Annotated in this window: 15 protein-coding genes and 1 tRNA gene; 10 read left to right on the top strand and 6 right to left on the bottom strand. The window is 46.2% G+C overall.

The window, feature by feature from the left end; all coding sequences use genetic code 11:
- Positions 1-11: 11 nt before the first annotated feature.
- Both T525_RS0102575 and T525_RS0102570 read right to left on the bottom strand, forming a co-directional pair.
- A complete protein-coding gene (locus T525_RS0102575) occupies positions 12-308 on the bottom strand; it encodes a helix-turn-helix domain-containing protein (RefSeq protein ID WP_037324912.1) in 297 nt (98 codons plus the stop codon).
- The gene (locus tag T525_RS0102570; protein WP_027405900.1) at positions 305-664 is read right to left on the bottom strand and encodes a type II toxin-antitoxin system RelE/ParE family toxin; all 360 of its coding nucleotides are present in this window, start codon (positions 662-664) and stop codon (positions 305-307) included. The genes T525_RS0102575 and T525_RS0102570 overlap by 4 nt, the downstream gene beginning before the upstream one ends.
- A 152-nt stretch (positions 665-816) precedes the next feature.
- Between T525_RS0102570 and T525_RS0102565 the strand changes: the two genes are divergently transcribed.
- Positions 817-1,974, top strand: coding sequence for a DUF45 domain-containing protein (locus T525_RS0102565; RefSeq protein WP_156945509.1), 1,158 nt, complete (start codon positions 817-819; stop codon positions 1,972-1,974).
- Positions 1,975-2,059: 85 nt separating this feature from the next.
- Here T525_RS0102565 and T525_RS0102560 read toward each other — a convergent pair whose 3' ends face one another.
- The 3 genes from T525_RS0102560 to T525_RS13975 form a co-directional block, all read right to left on the bottom strand.
- A complete protein-coding gene (locus T525_RS0102560; protein WP_027405898.1) occupies positions 2,060-2,380 on the bottom strand; it encodes a hypothetical protein in 321 nt (106 codons plus the stop codon).
- Between the two features lie 83 nt (positions 2,381-2,463).
- Complete coding sequence (locus T525_RS0102555) at positions 2,464-3,072, bottom strand: hypothetical protein (RefSeq protein WP_027405897.1); 609 nt, start codon at positions 3,070-3,072, stop codon at positions 2,464-2,466.
- Between the two features lie 438 nt (positions 3,073-3,510).
- Entirely contained in the window at positions 3,511-4,830 is a 1,320-nt protein-coding gene (locus tag T525_RS13975) for a DAK2 domain-containing protein (RefSeq protein ID WP_051533356.1), read from the bottom strand.
- 430 nt (positions 4,831-5,260) lie between these two features.
- Between T525_RS13975 and T525_RS13970 the strand changes: the two genes are divergently transcribed.
- From T525_RS13970 to T525_RS0102535, 3 genes are all read left to right on the top strand, one after another.
- Positions 5,261-7,738, top strand: coding sequence for a cell division FtsA domain-containing protein (locus tag T525_RS13970; RefSeq protein WP_369751931.1), 2,478 nt, complete (start codon positions 5,261-5,263; stop codon positions 7,736-7,738).
- A 137-nt stretch (positions 7,739-7,875) separates the two neighbouring features.
- Positions 7,876-7,949 (top strand) — tRNA-Gly (locus tag T525_RS0102540).
- A 475-nt stretch (positions 7,950-8,424) separates the two neighbouring features.
- Entirely contained in the window at positions 8,425-8,724 is a 300-nt protein-coding gene (locus T525_RS0102535) for a hypothetical protein (protein WP_027405896.1), read from the top strand.
- A gap of 81 nt (positions 8,725-8,805) precedes the next feature.
- On the opposite strand, the gene T525_RS0102530 is transcribed toward T525_RS0102535, so the two are convergent.
- Positions 8,806-9,942: a mechanosensitive ion channel family protein gene (locus T525_RS0102530; protein WP_084276831.1), complete on the bottom strand. Its 1,137-nt coding sequence runs from the start codon at positions 9,940-9,942 to the stop codon at positions 8,806-8,808.
- A 252-nt stretch (positions 9,943-10,194) separates the two neighbouring features.
- Between T525_RS0102530 and T525_RS0102525 the strand changes: the two genes are divergently transcribed.
- The 6 genes from T525_RS0102525 (at position 10,195) to T525_RS0102500 (ending at position 17,526) form a co-directional block, all read left to right on the top strand.
- Entirely contained in the window at positions 10,195-11,370 is a 1,176-nt protein-coding gene (locus tag T525_RS0102525) for a phosphopentomutase (RefSeq protein ID WP_027405894.1), read from the top strand.
- 545 nt (positions 11,371-11,915) lie between these two features.
- Positions 11,916-14,186, top strand: coding sequence for an anaerobic ribonucleoside triphosphate reductase (locus T525_RS0102520; protein ID WP_027405893.1), 2,271 nt, complete (start codon positions 11,916-11,918; stop codon positions 14,184-14,186).
- Between the two features lie 68 nt (positions 14,187-14,254).
- Positions 14,255-14,539, top strand: a complete 285-nt coding sequence (gene nrdD / locus T525_RS0102515; protein WP_027405892.1) for an anaerobic ribonucleoside-triphosphate reductase — start codon at positions 14,255-14,257, stop codon at positions 14,537-14,539.
- Complete coding sequence (nrdG, locus tag T525_RS0102510) at positions 14,526-15,023, top strand: anaerobic ribonucleoside-triphosphate reductase activating protein (RefSeq protein WP_027405891.1); 498 nt, start codon at positions 14,526-14,528, stop codon at positions 15,021-15,023. The genes nrdD and nrdG overlap by 14 nt, the downstream gene beginning before the upstream one ends.
- 160 nt (positions 15,024-15,183) lie before the next feature.
- Positions 15,184-16,431, top strand: coding sequence for a threonine ammonia-lyase (gene ilvA, locus T525_RS0102505; protein WP_027405890.1), 1,248 nt, complete (start codon positions 15,184-15,186; stop codon positions 16,429-16,431).
- Positions 16,432-16,722: 291 nt separating this feature from the next.
- Positions 16,723-17,526, top strand: coding sequence for a C40 family peptidase (locus tag T525_RS0102500; protein WP_051533354.1), 804 nt, complete (start codon positions 16,723-16,725; stop codon positions 17,524-17,526).
- The last annotated feature ends 139 nt before the right edge of the window (positions 17,527-17,665 follow it).

Here is a 17,665-nt window from a genome sequence, read left to right as displayed (position 1 = left end):
TATTGCCACCTCTATGTTCTTGAAGGTAACGGAACAATGGCAAGGGTTTTACCCATAGCGGCAAGTACCTTTAACAAAGTGTCAAGCTGTGGGTTAGAGTCCCCTTTTTCCATACGGGCAATTTGTGGTTGCTTTATACCGCTTAATTCCTCCAAATCTCTTTGACTAAGGCCCTTTTCACGCCTGGCTTGTATCATAGCTGTTATAAGTTCCACTCTTAGATTGCTTGCTGCTATTTCCTCGGGGGTAAAGTATTCTTTTTCAAATTCAGCATCCCAAATAGGGCAACCGCTTTTTGTGTAATTCATTGCTGTCCCTCCCTTTCCTTGAAGTCTGCAAGTTCTCTTTTGGCCTGTTCTATTTCCCGTTTTGGTGTTTTCTGTGTCTTTTTTACAAAACTATGAAGTAAGACAAAAGCACCGTCCAGCCATCCTGCAAAGAGTATACGATCACTCAGGGGCCTGAGTTCCCATATTTCCCCGTCAAGATGTTTAACATACTTTTCCGGCAAATATGTGCCATTTAGTGCCAATAACTTGAAATAATCATTAATTTTATTGAGTTTTATTCTGCTATCCTTGCTGTCACTGGCAGCCAATTCGTCTATATAGTCCAATAACTGGGAATTACCTTTTTTATCGGTATATATTATCAGCTTGTGCATAATATCCCTCATTCCTGCCTATATGATAACATATATGTTATCATTATTCAATTATAATATTATTTTAGGGGATAACTTGTCCCCTGCTTTATTTCATGGCTGCTGATAAACTTACATCATCAAATAAAAATATTGATGAGGAGTTGATTATCATGACAAAGAAGTTTAGCTGGGAAAATTTTGACTACGAGTTTTTGCGGGAGATTGTATACCATTACAAGACTCCTTTGGAAAATCGTCCGACGGCGCCTGTAAAGGAAAAAGAGCGGCTGGCCGTATATGTGGAAGGCATATCGTCGGAGCCTACAAAGAACTTTGCCAAGAAGTACAGGGTAGTTATCGAGGATATGGTATTTAAAAATTATCCGGAAGTGGCAAAGCGGGTGTATGAACACATAACCCATTCCGAACTGGAGGAAGGGAAGAATGCATGGCAAGAACTCTGTACCATGGCAACTTCAACTCAGTTGACGGAAACTTATGCGGCAATGCTTTATGAGCTGGGGAGCGGCAATGAATTTTTGGAGTATTTATCCCAGTATAAATTTGCCAGCCTGGGTAATTTCCTTAACTCATGGAAAACGGGCATATTCAATAAAACCTGCCAAATTCTTTTAAATGCTTATTTTACAAATAATGACTTCCCACCGAAGTTGAGGGATATTGATATCTTTGTCCGCCACTGGCTGCATAGCAAAACTATTCCTGAATATCATGAGTTTGCTGATGTTGACAAATTTGACCCGATGGCAATGGCAGAGAATATAGTGGAGAACAATATAATTCCAGCGGATATTCCAAATCACCTCAAAAAGCATTATGAAGAAAATCAGGAGCTTATTGATTCGGTACACGGCACTTTCTCGGATTATATGGCAAAGGTTATGGACTGTATGAAGGCACTCTTTGAAGGGATAAAGCCAAACAGGAAAATCGAACTGTTACCGATGGAGGAGATTCCGTACAAGATGGAGCCAGTCTATAATATCCAGCAGCTTTATATGGAAGAAGTAGATGAAATGTTTGGCGGAAGCTACAGTGGGATTGAATTTGTGGAATGGACACCAAAACCTTGTCGTGGGTATTTTGGAGTTTATCACAGCGGGGGCAGGATATTCATAAATTCACTGCTAAATTCTCCAAGTGTTCCAAGAGAGGTGGTAAAATTCATAATCTATCATGAGCTGTTGCATCGTGATAATCTATACCATAATAAGGAGTTCAGAAAAAATGAACATAAATATCCTGGCTATGTTGAGTGGGATAGATTCCTTGATAATACCTTTGAAAAATTTAATTTAGATATGTAAGTTTCACACTGAATATTTTTGAAATTACAAAAAGGCTGATGAAAAAGATTTACTCCTTCATCAGCCTTTTATATTCACTATTAAATTAATCCAATGTTGGGTGGGCCTTTACGTACTCCACAGGTCGGCTCCAGTCAACGTGAACCTCAGTGTTCTCCCACAGTCTGGTGAGGACGGTCTGGAAGCTCTTTACATCAGCCAATGGATCGAAGGTCTCCTCGGTGAAGTCCAGCAAGGACTCGTGAGGCACCTTAATCACATGCTTTTCGCTGAGGAACTTCTCAGCATCAGCCACAGCCTTTTCATCGTCCAAAAATACCTTTACAGTCTTGGCCTCGGTATCGTACTCAACCCAGCCGTTAACACCGCGGCAGCTTACAGCTACGCTATATATCTTATCTTCCATTTTATGTCTCCTTAAAATATATTCAAAATTAACTGCTCATATAGACGTTAATATTATACTACAAAAGTCAAATTTCGCCAGTATTAATTCAGCTTTGAGCCGGAGGTATATACCGCCACCTTCTTGAAATAGCGGTCATTAATCTCCATTACCTCCTGGGCCGGCATGCGATAAAATTTCACCCTGCCTGCCTCAAGTGGATTTGGCAAATCGGAAGGCCTGGAAATCTCAATCCAGCGATAAGGTGCAGGATTGCCCTCCTCGTCCTCATCGTAATAAAGAGTATCCTCAGGACGTGGCTCCTCAGTGCCATCGCACATTGGGAAGTTCAGCTTAATCTGCTCAATGAACATAAGGCAGGTTTCCTCGGACATGTCCAGGGTCCCCTCCTTGGTTTCATCATCACCATTGTAGGCCGCAATGAAAATAGCCTTGCCCCAGATTATCTGGTCGCTGTCAGCCCCCGGAAAACGGCGGTTTGGCTTCATGCCCAAGGCTGCTGCCAAATCATTTACCAGAATAAACAGGGAAATCCCCGGCTGAATCTGGAAAAATTCCACAGCGCCGTAGTTGCCCTCCAGAGTATCCTTTATGGCCTCATCATGGGGTCCGTGAGCTGCCGGAAGTCTGATAATAGACGGGTCTTTGCCTGGTTCAATCAATATGGCACGCATCAGCTGCTGGTTACTCATCTGTCTATATCTTCCTTCCTAAATTTCAGCTTCTGTTGGTAATTTTCCTTCATATAGAAAAGTACATTTTTTCTATAATATATTGTATATAGTAAATATAATTTTTACCACACTATTCTTTAATATTACCCACCTTTTGGCCATTTTGTCAAGTCTTGTTATTCCCCAAAACCTATGGTATTATACAGCTAAAGAGGGATAATCTTCTTTGACCGTAGCATCCATTCATCGTCTAACCGACTCTTTTTCATAAGGGAATCTGATTTTGTGCAGCAGATGCTGGATCGTCTCCGAACGAATAGCAGAACCTGTTACTTAGGATACCCACTTTAACTTACAGGTTTAGCCTGTTGGACTACGGCATATGCGGACCCCGCTTTCGAGGAGCTGTTACTTCGGTAGCAGCTCCTTTCTTGTTTTTTCTTTGGTTAAAATCCGCTATTGCTCTTTATCACTGCCCTGCCGGCTGTCCTGTGACATACGGCGGATTGCTTCCTTCATCTGGGCCACATTTTCATCCATGGAAAGCTCCGGGAAAAAGGCCCGTACGGCATAAATCTGCTCCTCATGGTTGTTGGCCACCACCACGCTGACCCTGTCACCCATAATCCGCTTCACCTGGTGCATTACAAGGCGCAGGTGCTCTGAATCCGTCAAAAGGATGTATTTGTTGGCTATATCGCTGTGGGCCGCGTTGACAATTTCCTCCACAGAAGGTCCCGATGGATCGCTGCCATCAATAATTACCATGGCCCCAGCCTCCTGCAGCTTCTGGGCCCACTCCTCATTTTCCGCCACCGTCAGAAGGGCCTGTGGCATAATGCAGGCCTGCTGCACCATGGCCATGGCGTGAGGCTCCGCCATTATGTTAATGTGAATCTCCCCCACATGGCCCCAGGCTACTGCCCGTTCCAGAATGGTGCCGGGATGCTCGGAATGAACGTGGATAAATATGGCCTTGAAGCGGCGCTCCACCACTACAAAATTGCCGATTTCCTGCAGCTCCTTTTCAATGATGGGCACTGACAGCTTGGGATTGGCCACCAAAAAGCTGACACAGTACGGACGGGCCTTGTCGCTGAATGGACTTACAATACCACGGGCCTCGTACATTTTCTTCCCCACATCAATGGGTGGCAAATTCAGATCCCCCTGAAGCCCCTTCAGACACCCCTCCAAAAACACCTGAAGAATCTGCTCACCGCAGTCCTTGTGACTGGATTTATTTTCACTGCTGGCCTTGATGGCTGCCAGCAGAATATCGCTGATATGCTTTCCGGATTTTACTGCATCGTGGGCACCCTTGGCCACCACCTTGGAGGCCACAATTATCGGGCGGTTCTTTTCCTCGGGCACAGCCTTCTGGGCGTAGAGGATACCATACTGGAAGGCCTTGCCAAATTCCTGGGAGGTGGCAGTGTACTTGCCTATGAGCCCCTTGGCAATACCCCGCAAAATCTGGGATACAATAACCCCTGCATTTCCCCGGGCACCCAAAACAGACGCGTCAGCAACGCGCCTGGCCAGGCCACCGATACTTTCATTTACCGCCTCCGTGAGGGGAATCACCGCCGCCCCCATGGTTCTGAGCACATCAGAGCCCGGATTGCCGGAGTAAAAAAAAGCAGAATCTTCCTTCACGGCATTTATATTTTCAAATTCGTTGAGGAACTCACCATAGGCGCCCAAAACCATGCGCTTATAGTCACTTCCCGAAATCATTTCACCGTTGTTTTCGGTGTCGATTGCATCTGTCATTTTAAAACTAAGGCCTCCATCACTGTATAGTGACTTTATTCACTATTAAAAATCATATATAATATAGTTATGTTTTGCAAATTCAACGCAAGATAAAAAATTTATTCACAATGATTTCGTAGCAAAAAAAGGAATCTAATGTTTTATTCGCGAAATATTTGGATAAACCTTTTTTATCGGGTTTAAATTTTGAATTAATGAGGACATTACAATGGCAAAATCCGTTACAAAAGCGACTACCAAGGACACTACAGAGATTGCAGAAACTAAAGTAACCACCAGATCAGCAAGGGGCACAAGGAAATCCGCAGCGGCCAAAGCTGCAGAACCTGCTGAGTCCATGGTGGAAAATGAAACCATTAAGGCAGCTGAGAAAATCGAATTTATTTCCCCAGCCGTGGAATCTTACGATGATGAAGATACAGCTGACATGGATGATACTGATTCCGGCGACACCGCCAAAAAGACCAGAAAAGCCAGGGGCAAGGCCGCCAAAAAGCGTGTTGCCAAAAAGAAAGCCGCCGAGCCGAGGAAGGAACGGAAGGAGCGCATCTTTGCCCTTGATATCGGTACCAGAAGCGTTATTGGTATTGTGGCAGAAAAGGAGGCCAACGGCCTTAAAATCGTAGCCACTGAGCGTCAGGAGCATAAAACCCGTGCCATGCTGGACGGCCAGATTCACGACGTTCCCCAGGTGGCAGCTATAATAGACAATGTGAAAAAGGCGTTGGTGAAAAGAACCGGTGCCCTTAAGAGTGCCGCCGTGGCAGCTGCGGGCCGTGCCCTTTACACCATGACTGCCGACGCAGATATGGAAGTAAACGGCATTATTACCCCGGAGCAGGAACGATCCCTTGATTTTGCAGGGGTTCAGGCTGCCCAGGCCAAGCTGGCAGCCTCCAAGACCATTGATGATCCAACCAAATATTACTGTGTTGGCTACAGCACTATAAAATATACTTTGGACGGTATTCAGCTGAAGACTCTGGTGGGGCAGAGAGGCCGTGTGGCCAATGCCACTGTTATCGCCACCTTCCTGCCAAGACAGGTTATTGACTCCATGCACTCCGCTCTCCAGGCCACAAAGCTGGATATGCGGGCCCTTACGCTGGAGCCGATTGCCGCTATCAACGTGCTGATTCCTCCTACCATGCGCCATCTGAATCTGGTGCTGGTGGATATTGGGGCAGGCACCTCCGACGTGGCCATTACAAAAAACGGCTCCGTTATTGCCTACGGCATGGTACCACAGGCCGGCGACGAAATTACGGAGGCCATTTCCCAGCGGTTCCTTTTGGACTTTAATGTGGCTGAAAACTTGAAGCGTGAGGCCGCCCATGGCAAGGACGTTCATTTCACAGATATTCTGGGGGCTGAATATGACCTTACTGCCAAGGACGTGCTGGAGCCCGTTTTGCCAAATATCAGGAGCCTGGCTGAGGCCATTTCCAAGCAGATTATAGAGCTTAATGGCAGTGATCAGCCTCAGGCGGTTATTCTTGTAGGCGGCGGTGCCCTGACTCCTCATCTTGCGGATTATGTAGGTGAGGTTTTGGGTCTGGCCCCTGGCCGTGTGGCTGTTCGCCACCCTGAGAAGATTGATGGCATAGTGGAAATTCCGGAGGAGCTGAGGCTTCCTGATGCAGTTACCCCATTGGGTATTCTGAAGGTTGCCGCCCTTACATCACTCCACTTCCTCAGAATTTTTGTCAATGACGACGAGTACAGCCTCTTTAATTTCCGTGAGCTCACCGTTTCTGATGCCCTCTTAAATGCGGGTATTCAGCTGAAAAAAATGAACGGACGCCCAGGACTTGGGGTTATGCTCACCATAAACGGGGAAAACAAATTTATTCCTGGCACCATGGGCACCATGGCCCAGCTGAATCTTGACGGACGCCCTGCCACCCTTGATACTGTGGTGACGGAAAACTGTCGCATTGAGATTATCCCGGGCCAGGATGGCACTCAGCCAGAGGTAACCATTAACGATGTTCTAGAAATTCCGCCTTCCTACACCGTTTATATCAACGGGGAGGAGCGCAATATTGCTGCCCAGTTCACCATTAACGGGCAGCCAGCAGAGCCAGGACAAATCTTGAGGGACGGGGATGTTGTCACAAGCAATGATACCCGTCTTTTGGGTGAGGTGCTGAACTCCCTTAACATGCCGCCTATGGGGCGCAAGATTAAATATACTCTTAATGGCAAGGAAGCCCAGTTCACCGTATCCCCTACAATTTTGCTGAATGATAATCCTGCCACCCTCTCCACAGAGGTCCATGAAAATGATTACATTGAATACATCGAATCCGAGGAGCCAAAGCTGGGGAACGTGCTGAACGTTTCCGAGCTGGATGCAACCTTGGTTATCTACTATGAGGGACAGGAGCACAAGATTCCTTCTGCCACCGTTTCTCTGGAGGTTAACGGGCATCCTGCCAGCACCGGCACCATTATTGATGACGGGGCCGAGGTGCGGTATATGAAGTCCCTCAGGGCCACTACCACCATCAGCGATGCACTGCTGGCCGTTGGGTTCCAGCCTCCTGCCGCTTCCTCCAGAAAGACCTTTACTCTTCTGGTAAATAAGCAGCCTGTGAATTTCACCGATCCTATTAAGAACGGTGATACTCTGGAGGTTATTATTTCCGATATAGACTCCAATAATGGCTCTTTCATAACCAGCGGTTCAATGAACAAGGCATCTGACGCTCCCGCCAAGCCAGCCCTTGATGCCAGCGGAATGCCGGTATCCCCAACAGCAGGTTCATTTACCTCCCCATTGACAGAGGCCGCCAAGCGGGACAGGGAGAAGCTGGCTGACAAGATCAACAGCATCCCCGGGCTCAGTGCAGCCCTGAACAGCTCCCGCAACAGTACCAAGAGCCCGTTTACCGATGACTGATGGGCTGAGAGGCTTTATTTAATGGCAGGACTAATGCTGGTTGGAGGTTGCTGGATGGTGTCCAAAGTCCGTTTCTGAAGTTTTTTAGCTTTGGGGTAGAAATCTTTGGGCAAATACAGTATAATAGTTAATTGAGCGCGGGCGTAGTTCATCGGTAGAATGAAAGCTTCCCAAGCTTTAGAGGGGGGTTCGACTCCCCTCGCCCGCTCCAGAAAAAAATTCAGGTCCCATGACAGAATATGTCGTGGGACCTTTTTAGTGGCTCATAATTTTATAACGCCATTGTTCAAATTTTTCTTCTTTAGAAGAAAAATCTTCCAATTAGCGTTTCAACGAGCTGGGAGATATGCTCGCCAGCTGTTGTAGTTTGTTTTCCCCCACCTAAAGAGGTGTGGGACATCTTAAAGCTCGTTATATTCGTTACAAAAATATACTCTTTAACTGGGGTAATATGGAAACCTCTTTTTCTTTTAAAAATTCTTAGTAATTTATATTAATTATTTATTATTAACTATCCTTTATTATTTATATATTATATCAATTGTTATACTAAATATTCAAAAGAAGTATATATAATTCAAAAAATTTTAACTTTTACTATTGAATCCGGTGGGACCATAGTGCTATAATACAAATAGATAAGATATTTAATCTTGTTTGATTATTTTTTAAGGAGGGATGATACTATGAGGAAGAAAAATTCTGTTCTTTCCATGGAAGAGCATGAACATATAGACCCAAGTTTAAAAGCTCATATGTACGTCAGCATCGAAAATACTCAGGAGGAGAAAATGTTTTTGGACTACTTCGTTAAGAAGGACATTGTTCGGGATTGCTACAACAATTACAGCTCCGGCTATGATTATATGTTGTCCCTTTGTCCCCAAAACACAAGCAGCCTTGACAGCTTCTTTGCCGAGATGAAAAGGATGCTGCCAAGCCTCAGGGCCACAACCATGATTTATGGAGGCACACAGTTAAAGTAAGCATTCACACTTCATATCCGCAATGGCACAAAAGACAGCAGGGAGGAGAGGCTCTGCTGTCTTTTACTTTGGCTAAATATTTTATTTATCGGCCTCATCATTCATCTGCTGTACAGTCACCACAGGGAATGGAATCTCGATTCCCTCCTCCCTGAAGCGTCTGGTGAGGGCCTTGATGAATTCATGCTTCATACGGTACTGATGTGTGAAGGCCTTGCAGTTTAGGGACACGCTGAATTCTATGGCACTGTCCCCGAAGGTATGGAAGAATATTCCCGGCTTGGCGGTGGTAACTGACGTATCCTCGTCTATTCTTCCCTTTTCAACAAGAATTTCTTTTGTTACCTCATCCTGTATCTGCTGGGCCACCTCCAGCACCACCCGCTCCACCTTGTCAAGGTCACTGTCGTAGGCCACGCCGCACTGGACCTTTACCTTGGTATCCTGGGCAGGCATACTGTAGTTGGTGAGGATGGCGGCGGCTATTTGCTTGTTTGGCACCACTATGGTATTTCCCTCCAGGTTCTCAATTGTGGTATAACGCCATGTAATATCAACAATCTTTCCCTCCTGACCGTTGCTGAGGCGGACGAAATCGTTGTTGCGGATCTGGGGGGAGAAAATCATGGTAAAGCCCGCAAAAACGCTGGCGAGGGTTTCCTGCATACCAAGGGCCAGGGCCATACCGCCAACGCCCATGGCAGTGATAAACGGTGTAATGGAAATGCCACATTCCGCCAAAATAATGATGAGGCCAATGAGGTAGATACTGAAGCTAACCACATCCGTAAGCAGGGAAGTCTCGGAAATATGCTCATTTCTGGCAACAATTATATTGTTTAAAACCCCCGTGGCGGTGCGGGCTATAACCTGCATCACCGTAATTATCAATATAATAAAGAAAACATAGGTCAACAGATGCTCCACAGGAAGGGGCAGATTCATCATTCTGGTGGCAAAGTTCAGATACAGTGACACCACAATCAGAATAGGGGCACCCTTAAGTCCCCGAATCAGGGCCGTCTTCCAGGTAAACTCCTGAAGGGCAGGACGTGACTCAATTAATCTGCTTACGTATTTATTGAGGCCCCAGCCCACAATTATTGCCAGTATAAGGCCCACAATAGGTGGCAAAAAGAGAAGCATCAATTCCCTTGGATCAAGGGACTCCATATAATCCTTAAATAAATGAATATCAAAAGCTGTAAAATCAATCATATATTACCTCCAAATTCGGATATGTTATCTGTTATGTCCCAAAGTGCTTTACGCATTCGGCTATAACTTTATTAACTTTAAAATTGCAACTATTTTATTACCTTTAAAATTATACCCCAATTGTCGGAAATTTTCCTGTAAAAAGAAAAATTGGACCAATGGACTTTGAAATCCACAATGAAAATTGCAGGTTATGGCGGAAAATTGTAGAATTAAAGCAACACAAACATTTTTACGACTGGAGGTTTTATTATGATATTCAAGCGAATATTTCTCATAGTTCTGGACAGCTTTGGCATTGGGGCTGAGCCTGATGCAGGTGATTTTGGTGATGCTGATACGGTGAACACACTAAAAAGCGTCATGACCTCGGATAAATTAAACATCCCCAACTTAAAAAAGCTGGGGCTTTTCAACATTGATGGTGTGGAAGATGGTGAAAAGGAGACTGAGCCGGGGGCTTCCTTTGCCAGACTACAGGAGGCATCCAAGGGCAAGGACACCACTATTGGCCACTGGGAAATCGCTGGTGTGGTATCAGACACTCCCCTGCCTACATATCCGGATGGATTCCCGGCTGACATCATCGAAAAGCTGGAGGAGACCTTTGGCCGCAAGGTTATCTGCAACAAGCCATACTCCGGCACCCAGGTAATTCACGATTTTGGCAAGGAGCATATGGAAACTGGGGCCCTTATTGTGTACACCTCAGCAGACAGCGTACTGCAAATCGCCGCCCATGAGGACGTGGTTCCCGTGGAGCAGCTTTACGAATACTGCAAGCAGGCCCGCAAAATAATGACCGGGGAGCATTCGGTGGGACGGATCATTGCCCGTCCGTTTATTGGTGAGTTCCCGAATTTTGAGCGCACCCCACGCCGTCACGACTATTCCATGGAGCCGCCCAAGGATACAATCCTTGATCTTTTGAAGGTGGCGGGAAATTCCGTGGTAAGCATCGGCAAGATAAACGACATTTTCGCCGGCCGGGGCATCAGCCGCCACGTGGCAATTACCAGCAATGAGGATGGCATGGAAAAGGCCATTGCCGAGGTTGCCAAGGATTATTATGGCCTTTGCTTTGTAAATCTGGTAGATTTCGATATGAAGTACGGCCACCGCCGGGATGTGGATGGCTATGCCGCTGCCCTTACCCGCTTTGATGAGCAGCTGGGAGAGTTCCTGCCTAAGCTGAAGCGGGGAGATGTGCTGATTATCACCGCTGACCATGGCTGTGACCCTCTTGCTGCCGGAACTGACCACACCAGGGAATACGTTCCAATGCTGATTGTAGGTGAAGGCATAAAGAAGGGTGTGAATCTGGGCACAAGACACAGCTTTGCAGATATTGCCGCCACCATTTCCAAGATTATGCGCATTCCATATTCCACCAAGGGGCAAAGCTTCTGGGAGGAAATTAAGGAATAAAGCCGAAAAGTTTTTCCACGAATATATTTTTACGGGGCCTGTCATGGGATAGGACATGCCACCCGTGCATTTTAGCCCCATAATAAATTAAATTATATATTTTAAAAGCGGGGGAATTTTTTCGCCTGCAAGACTGGAGTCCACCTGCCGGAGGCTCATCATGGGCACAAAATATATAGATGCCTCGATGTACGTGCGACTCTGTCGCCTACGAAGAAGCCGGATATATAGTGCATGATGACTTGGACGGAAGTCTGAAGCCGAAAAAGTTTCACCGCTTCATTATACCTTTTTAACATATTTAACTTTCACAGTTACTAACTTATCCCCAAAATTTCATATACATGAGTTGTATATACAATTAGAAGGCCGACTTTTATTAGCGGTCTTCTTTCATTTTCTGTATATTTATGCAAATTACTCACATATACTAATATACCCCTGTGGATAAGCAAAACCACAAGATGTAGTGTTTCAGTTTGACACTAGATACTATATATTGTAAAATCGATTGTAGATTATAGAGGGGGGACAGGTAAGTTTACATGGCAAGTTATATACAGAATATACGAAAACGCAATGGGGACATTGTCCCATTTATTCCGCAGAAGATTTCTGATGCCATCCGGAAGGCCAATATGGAATCCATTGATGATACCTTTTCTGCCAAGGAGCTGGAAGAGCTCACCAATGAGGTAACAGAGGCCATTTCCGATAAGGATATTCCTACAGTGGAATACATTCAGGATGCTGTGGAGAAGGTGCTTATCCGCAACAATTTTGCCAGCACCGCCAAGGCGTACATTATCTATCGGGCAGAGCACACAAAGATTCGTGAGGCTCAGGGGAACCTGATGGATATCTACAACGAACTTACTTTCAAGAAGTCAGCGGACGCCGATATAAAGCGTGAAAACGCCAATATTGACGCTGACACAGCTATGGGAACCATGCTGAAATACGGTTCCGAGGGGTCAAAGTATTATATTGATAACTACATCCTGCCGAAGGATATTGCTGCCGCCCACATTGACGGCGACATACATATCCACGACAAGGACTTTTATATGCTCACTGAGACCTGCTGTCAGATAGACCTGCTTAAATTATTTAAGGATGGTTTCTCCACAGGCCACGGTTATCTCAGGGAGCCAAACGGGATCCGTTCTTACGCGGCTCTTGGCTGCATTGCCATTCAGGCTAATCAAAATGAAATGCACGGTGGACAGTCTATTCCAAATTTTGATTACGCCATGGCTCCCGGTGTTGCAAAAACCTTTGCCAAGGAATACTTCAAGGCTCTGGCCGCCTTCTTCATTGCGGTGCTCAGCATGAATTCCAACGATGCAAAGCTTTTGTCCAAGGAAATCCAGCGTTGTATCCCTATGGATATCCGTCTGGGAAATACTGATGAATATCTGCATCATCTGGTAGACTTCCTGCCAAATCATCAGCAGAGCCACAACTATCAGGCCATTTCACCAAACCAGACTGAGCGCGCCCATAACTACGCTGTAGCCACTGCAGTGGATGCCACTGAGGACGCCACTTATCAGTCCATGGAGGCATTTATCCATAACCTTAATACCATGAATTCCCGTGCCGGTGCCCAGGTGCCATTCAGCTCCATTAATTATGGTACTGATACTTCCCCTGAGGCCCGCATGGTTATAAGAAATCTTTTAAAGGCCACCACTGCCGGTCTGGGCAATGGTGAGACCCCAATATTCCCGGTTCAGATTTTCAAGGTTAAGGAGGGCGTGAACTACAACAAACACGATCCTAACTTTGATCTGTTCCAGCAGGCTATCCGCACCTCAGCCAAGAGGCTGTTCCCTAATTTCTCCTTCCTGGATGCACCATTTAACCTCCAGTTCTACAAGGAGGGGGACTACAACACTGAGGTGGCCTACATGGGCTGTCGTACACGGGTAATGGGAAATGTTCACGACAAGAACCGTCAGGTGACCTGCGGCCGTGGTAATCTCAGCTTCACCAGCATTAATCTGCCTCGTCTGGCCCTTAAGGCCAAGGGCAACAAGAAGATTTTCTTCAACGAGCTGGACAGCATTATTGAGCTGGTATTCCGCCAGCTGCTGCACCGCTTCAAGATTCAGTGCAGCAAGACAGTCCGCAATTATCCGTTCCTTATGGGACAGGGAGTGTGGATTGACAGCGAAAAGCTGAAAATCGATGACAGCGTAGCGGAGGTGCTGAAGCACGGCACTCTGTCCATGGGCTTTATCGGCCTGGCAGAGTCCCTTATCGCCCTTATAGGCAAGCATCACGGCGAATCTGATGAAGCCCAGCAGCTTGGTCTTGAAATCGTAGAACACATGCGCAAGCGCATGGATGAAAAATCCCAGCAGACAGGGCTGAACTTCACCCTGCTGGCCACTCCTGCGGAGGGCCTCAGCGGACGCTTTGTACGCCTTGACCGCAAGGAATACGGTGAAATCCCCGGGGTAACCGACAAGGATTATTACACCAACAGCTTCCACGTGCCGGTTTATCACAAGATTGCCGCTGCCAAGAAGCTGGAGCTGGAGGGTCCATACCACGCCCTCACCAATGCAGGGCACATTTCCTATGTGGAAATGGACGGGGACCCATCCAAGAATCTCAAGGCCTTTGAAGCCATCGTGCGCTGTATGCACGACAATGGCATTGGCTATGGTTCAGTAAACCATCCTGTGGACCGGGATCCGATTTGCGGCTACAACGGAATAATTTATGATGTTTGCCCACAGTGCGGCCGCAGCGAGGCAGCTCACAAGATGCGCCGGGTTGTTCGCAGACCACAATATACCAACTAAAATAATTAAGATATTTAAAGTACGTAAAATATATAAGGAAATCAAATATGAAAGGAAAGTGCAAAAAAATGGTAGTAAATGGAATTGACGTAACAGTAAAGGGACTTAATGATGTTAGCGAGAAGGAAATCCTCAGCTACATTGACATGCTGGAGAAGGAGAACAAGGACGATTTAAGCAGCCTTACCATCTCCCCTGCCGAGGATGGCTCCGTAGCCCTTGATTACGTGTTACAGCCTGCAAAGTTTGAGCGTATCCGTCGCATCACCGGTTATCTGGTTGGTACCATTGATCGCTGGAACAACGCCAAGCGTTCCGAGGAGCATGATCGCGTAAAGCATGGCCTCAATTAAGATTGCCGGTACTGTCAATGATTCAGTTGTAGACGGTGAAGGTTACCGTTTTACCATCTTCACCCAGGGATGTCCCCACAACTGCATTGGTTGCCACAATCCCCAGACCCATGATTTTGACGGAGGTCATGTGGAAGATACGGATGATATTCTGGAGACTGTGCTGGATAATCCCTTGTTACAGGGTGTGACCTTCAGTGGCGGTGAGCCCTTCTGCCAGCCGGTGCCATTGGCTGATTTGGCACGCAAGCTTCATCAGCACGGCCTGGATGTGTGGAGCTATACCGGCTATACCATAGAACAGCTCCTAAAGGGAACCCCACAGCAGGTGGAACTGCTGAAGGAGCTTGATGTTCTGGTGGACGGACCCTATCAGGAATGGAAGCGGGATATATCCTTAAGTTTCCGTGGCAGCAGTAACCAGCGAATTATTGATGTACAGGAAACCTTAAAAAGAAATGAAATTATATTATACGATGTGTAATTGCCATTGGGCGGGGAGCTTTTTTCCCCGCTTTTTATTTTAAGTTTTTATTATCCCTTTATAATTTAAATATTTGCAACTTTTTCTGCCTGCGTTGACACCTATTTTTTCAGATGTTACACTTAAAAACGAATCATTTATTAGGTAAGGAGACATATCCATGGCAGAAGAAGTTAAAGTAAATACCATAGAAGAAATACTGGAAAATACCACCATTGCTGACGTTTACAAGGCTGCAAAGCAGCTGGACGGAGTGGCCAAGAAAACAAAGCTTATTGAGAGCCCATTTTTCTCTGATCTCTGTGGCAACAATGTTTATTTAAAGCCCGAGAATATGCAGAATACAGGTTCCTTCAAGCTCCGTGGCGCCTACAACAAAATCAGCCAGCTCAGCGATGAAGAAAAAAAGATTGGCGTAATTACTGCTTCTGCCGGCAATCATGCCCAGGGCGTGGCCTTCGCTGCCCAGCAGCTGGGGGTAAATGCGGTTATCTGTATGCCTGCCACCACACCTCTTTTGAAGGTGGAAGCCACCAAGGCCATGGGGGCCGAAGTGGTGCTCCACGGTGACAGCTTTGATGATGCCTATGCCAAATCCCTGGAATTACAGAAGAAGAAGGGATATGTTTACATTCACCCATTTAATGACAAGCAGGTTCTTTTGGGTCAGGGTACCACAGCCCTGGAAATTATTGACCAGCTTAAAGACGTGGATGCAATTCTGGTACCAATCGGTGGCGGCGGCTTTGCCAGCGGTGTAGCCCTGGCCACCAAGGCGGTAAATCCCCACGTGAAGGTTATTGGCGTAGAACCTGAGGGAGCTGCCTGCATGGAAAATTCCTTCGCCCGTGGACAAGTGTCCAGCCTTACCTTTGTGGAAACTGTGGCTGACGGCTGTGCTGTAAAGACACCAGGCGACCTTACCTATGCCTTCTGCAAAAAATATCTGGACCAGATTATCACCGTTTCCGAAATGGAAATCATGTCTGCCCTGCTTTCCCTTATTGAAAAGCACAAGCTTATAGCTGAGGGTGCTGGGGTTCTCAGTCTGGCTGCCCTGAACAAGCTGCCATTCAAGGGGAAGAAGGTAGTGGCCATTGTCAGCGGCGGTAATATTGATATATCCACCATTTCTGCCCTTATTGACAAGGCACTTATTGCCAGAGGCCGTGTATTCTGCTTCTCCGTGCTGCTTCCGGATAAGCCGGGCCAGCTGGTAAATGTGGCCAAGATACTGGCAGACAACAATGCCAATGTTATTAAGCTGGACCACAACCAGTCCAAGGTTACCGACAGCTTCAAGAAGGTGGAGCTGCAGATTACTGTGGAAACCAACAACCATGAGCACATTCAGAAAATTATTAAGGCATTGAATGATGCGGGATATGATGTGGCCAAGGTTTTCTAAATTTATCTAAATATCAATCTAAAAAATACATCTAAATTTTATACAAATATTTTTCTAACCTGAATTTAATCTGAATGTTCTATAAAGAGAATGTCAAGGATTTTTTGGTAATTTATCCACATTTTTTCGTGAAAGTGGATAACAATGTGGATAACTTGTGTTTTAAGTTGAATAAAATGTGAGTTATCCACATTTTTATGTTGTTAAGCACAGTATTTTGATTTATACTGTACTTGCGAAAAGGTTTTACCAATGTACGGAAAATTCTATTGAAAAAGAGGTGATTGCTACATGATAACAAACTGGTTATCCCTGAAGAGGAAGGCACTTTCTGTAGGCGTGGCCCTTACAGCAATGCTGGTCCTTAATTCCGGCGTGGCCCTGGCCCAGACCCTTACCATGAATTCCTCAGGCCCTGAGGTGGTGGCCGTTCAGCAAAAGCTGAAGGATCTGGGATATAACATCAAGAATGTTTCCGGGGTTTACGACAACAGTACCAAGAGAGCTGTGCTGGCCTTTCAGCGGGACAACAAAATCAAGCTTAGCGGCAATGTGGACGATAAGACCATGAAGGCCATTAACAAGCTGAAGCCGGGAACAGTGAAAACCGACACCAGCAAGCCAACCGCAAAGCCATCCACAGACAACAACAACAGCTCCAATCAAACGGCCACCCCGGCAAAGCCAAAATACGTTCCGGAAAGTCAGCCATTCTTACCAAAGAACAAGGTCAACGGCATTATAGCCACCGCCAAGAAATACATTGGCGTTAAGTACGTTTCCGGTGGCACCACCCCGAAGGGCTTTGACTGCTCCGGCTACGTCCAGTACGTATTTAAGCAGAACGGCTTTACCATTCCCCGCACTGCGGACGTGCAGTACAAGCTGGGCAAATACGCCCCTGTAAGCAAGCTGGAGGCAGGAGATCTGGTATTCTTCCACACTGACAGCAGCGGCGGCATCAGCCATTGCGGTATTTATTTAGGCGGGGGCAAGTTCATTCACGCTTCCTCCAGCAAGGGCATCCGTATTGACGAGCTGTCCAACGATTACTGGAAGAAGGCCTTCACCGCAGGAAAGCACATTGTAAAATAACTAAACAGAACTCATAAAATTTATAACGAGCTTTAAGATGTCCTCCACCTCTTTAGGTGGGGGAAAACAAACTACAACAGCTGGCGAGCATATCTCCCAGCTCGTTGAAACGCTAATTGGAAGATTTTTCTTCTAAAGA

This window comes from Anaerovibrio sp. RM50 (genome assembly GCF_000622005.1).
Classification (GTDB): Bacteria; Bacillota; Negativicutes; order Selenomonadales; family Selenomonadaceae; genus Anaerovibrio.
This window is presented reverse-complemented; position numbering and strand designations above follow the sequence as displayed.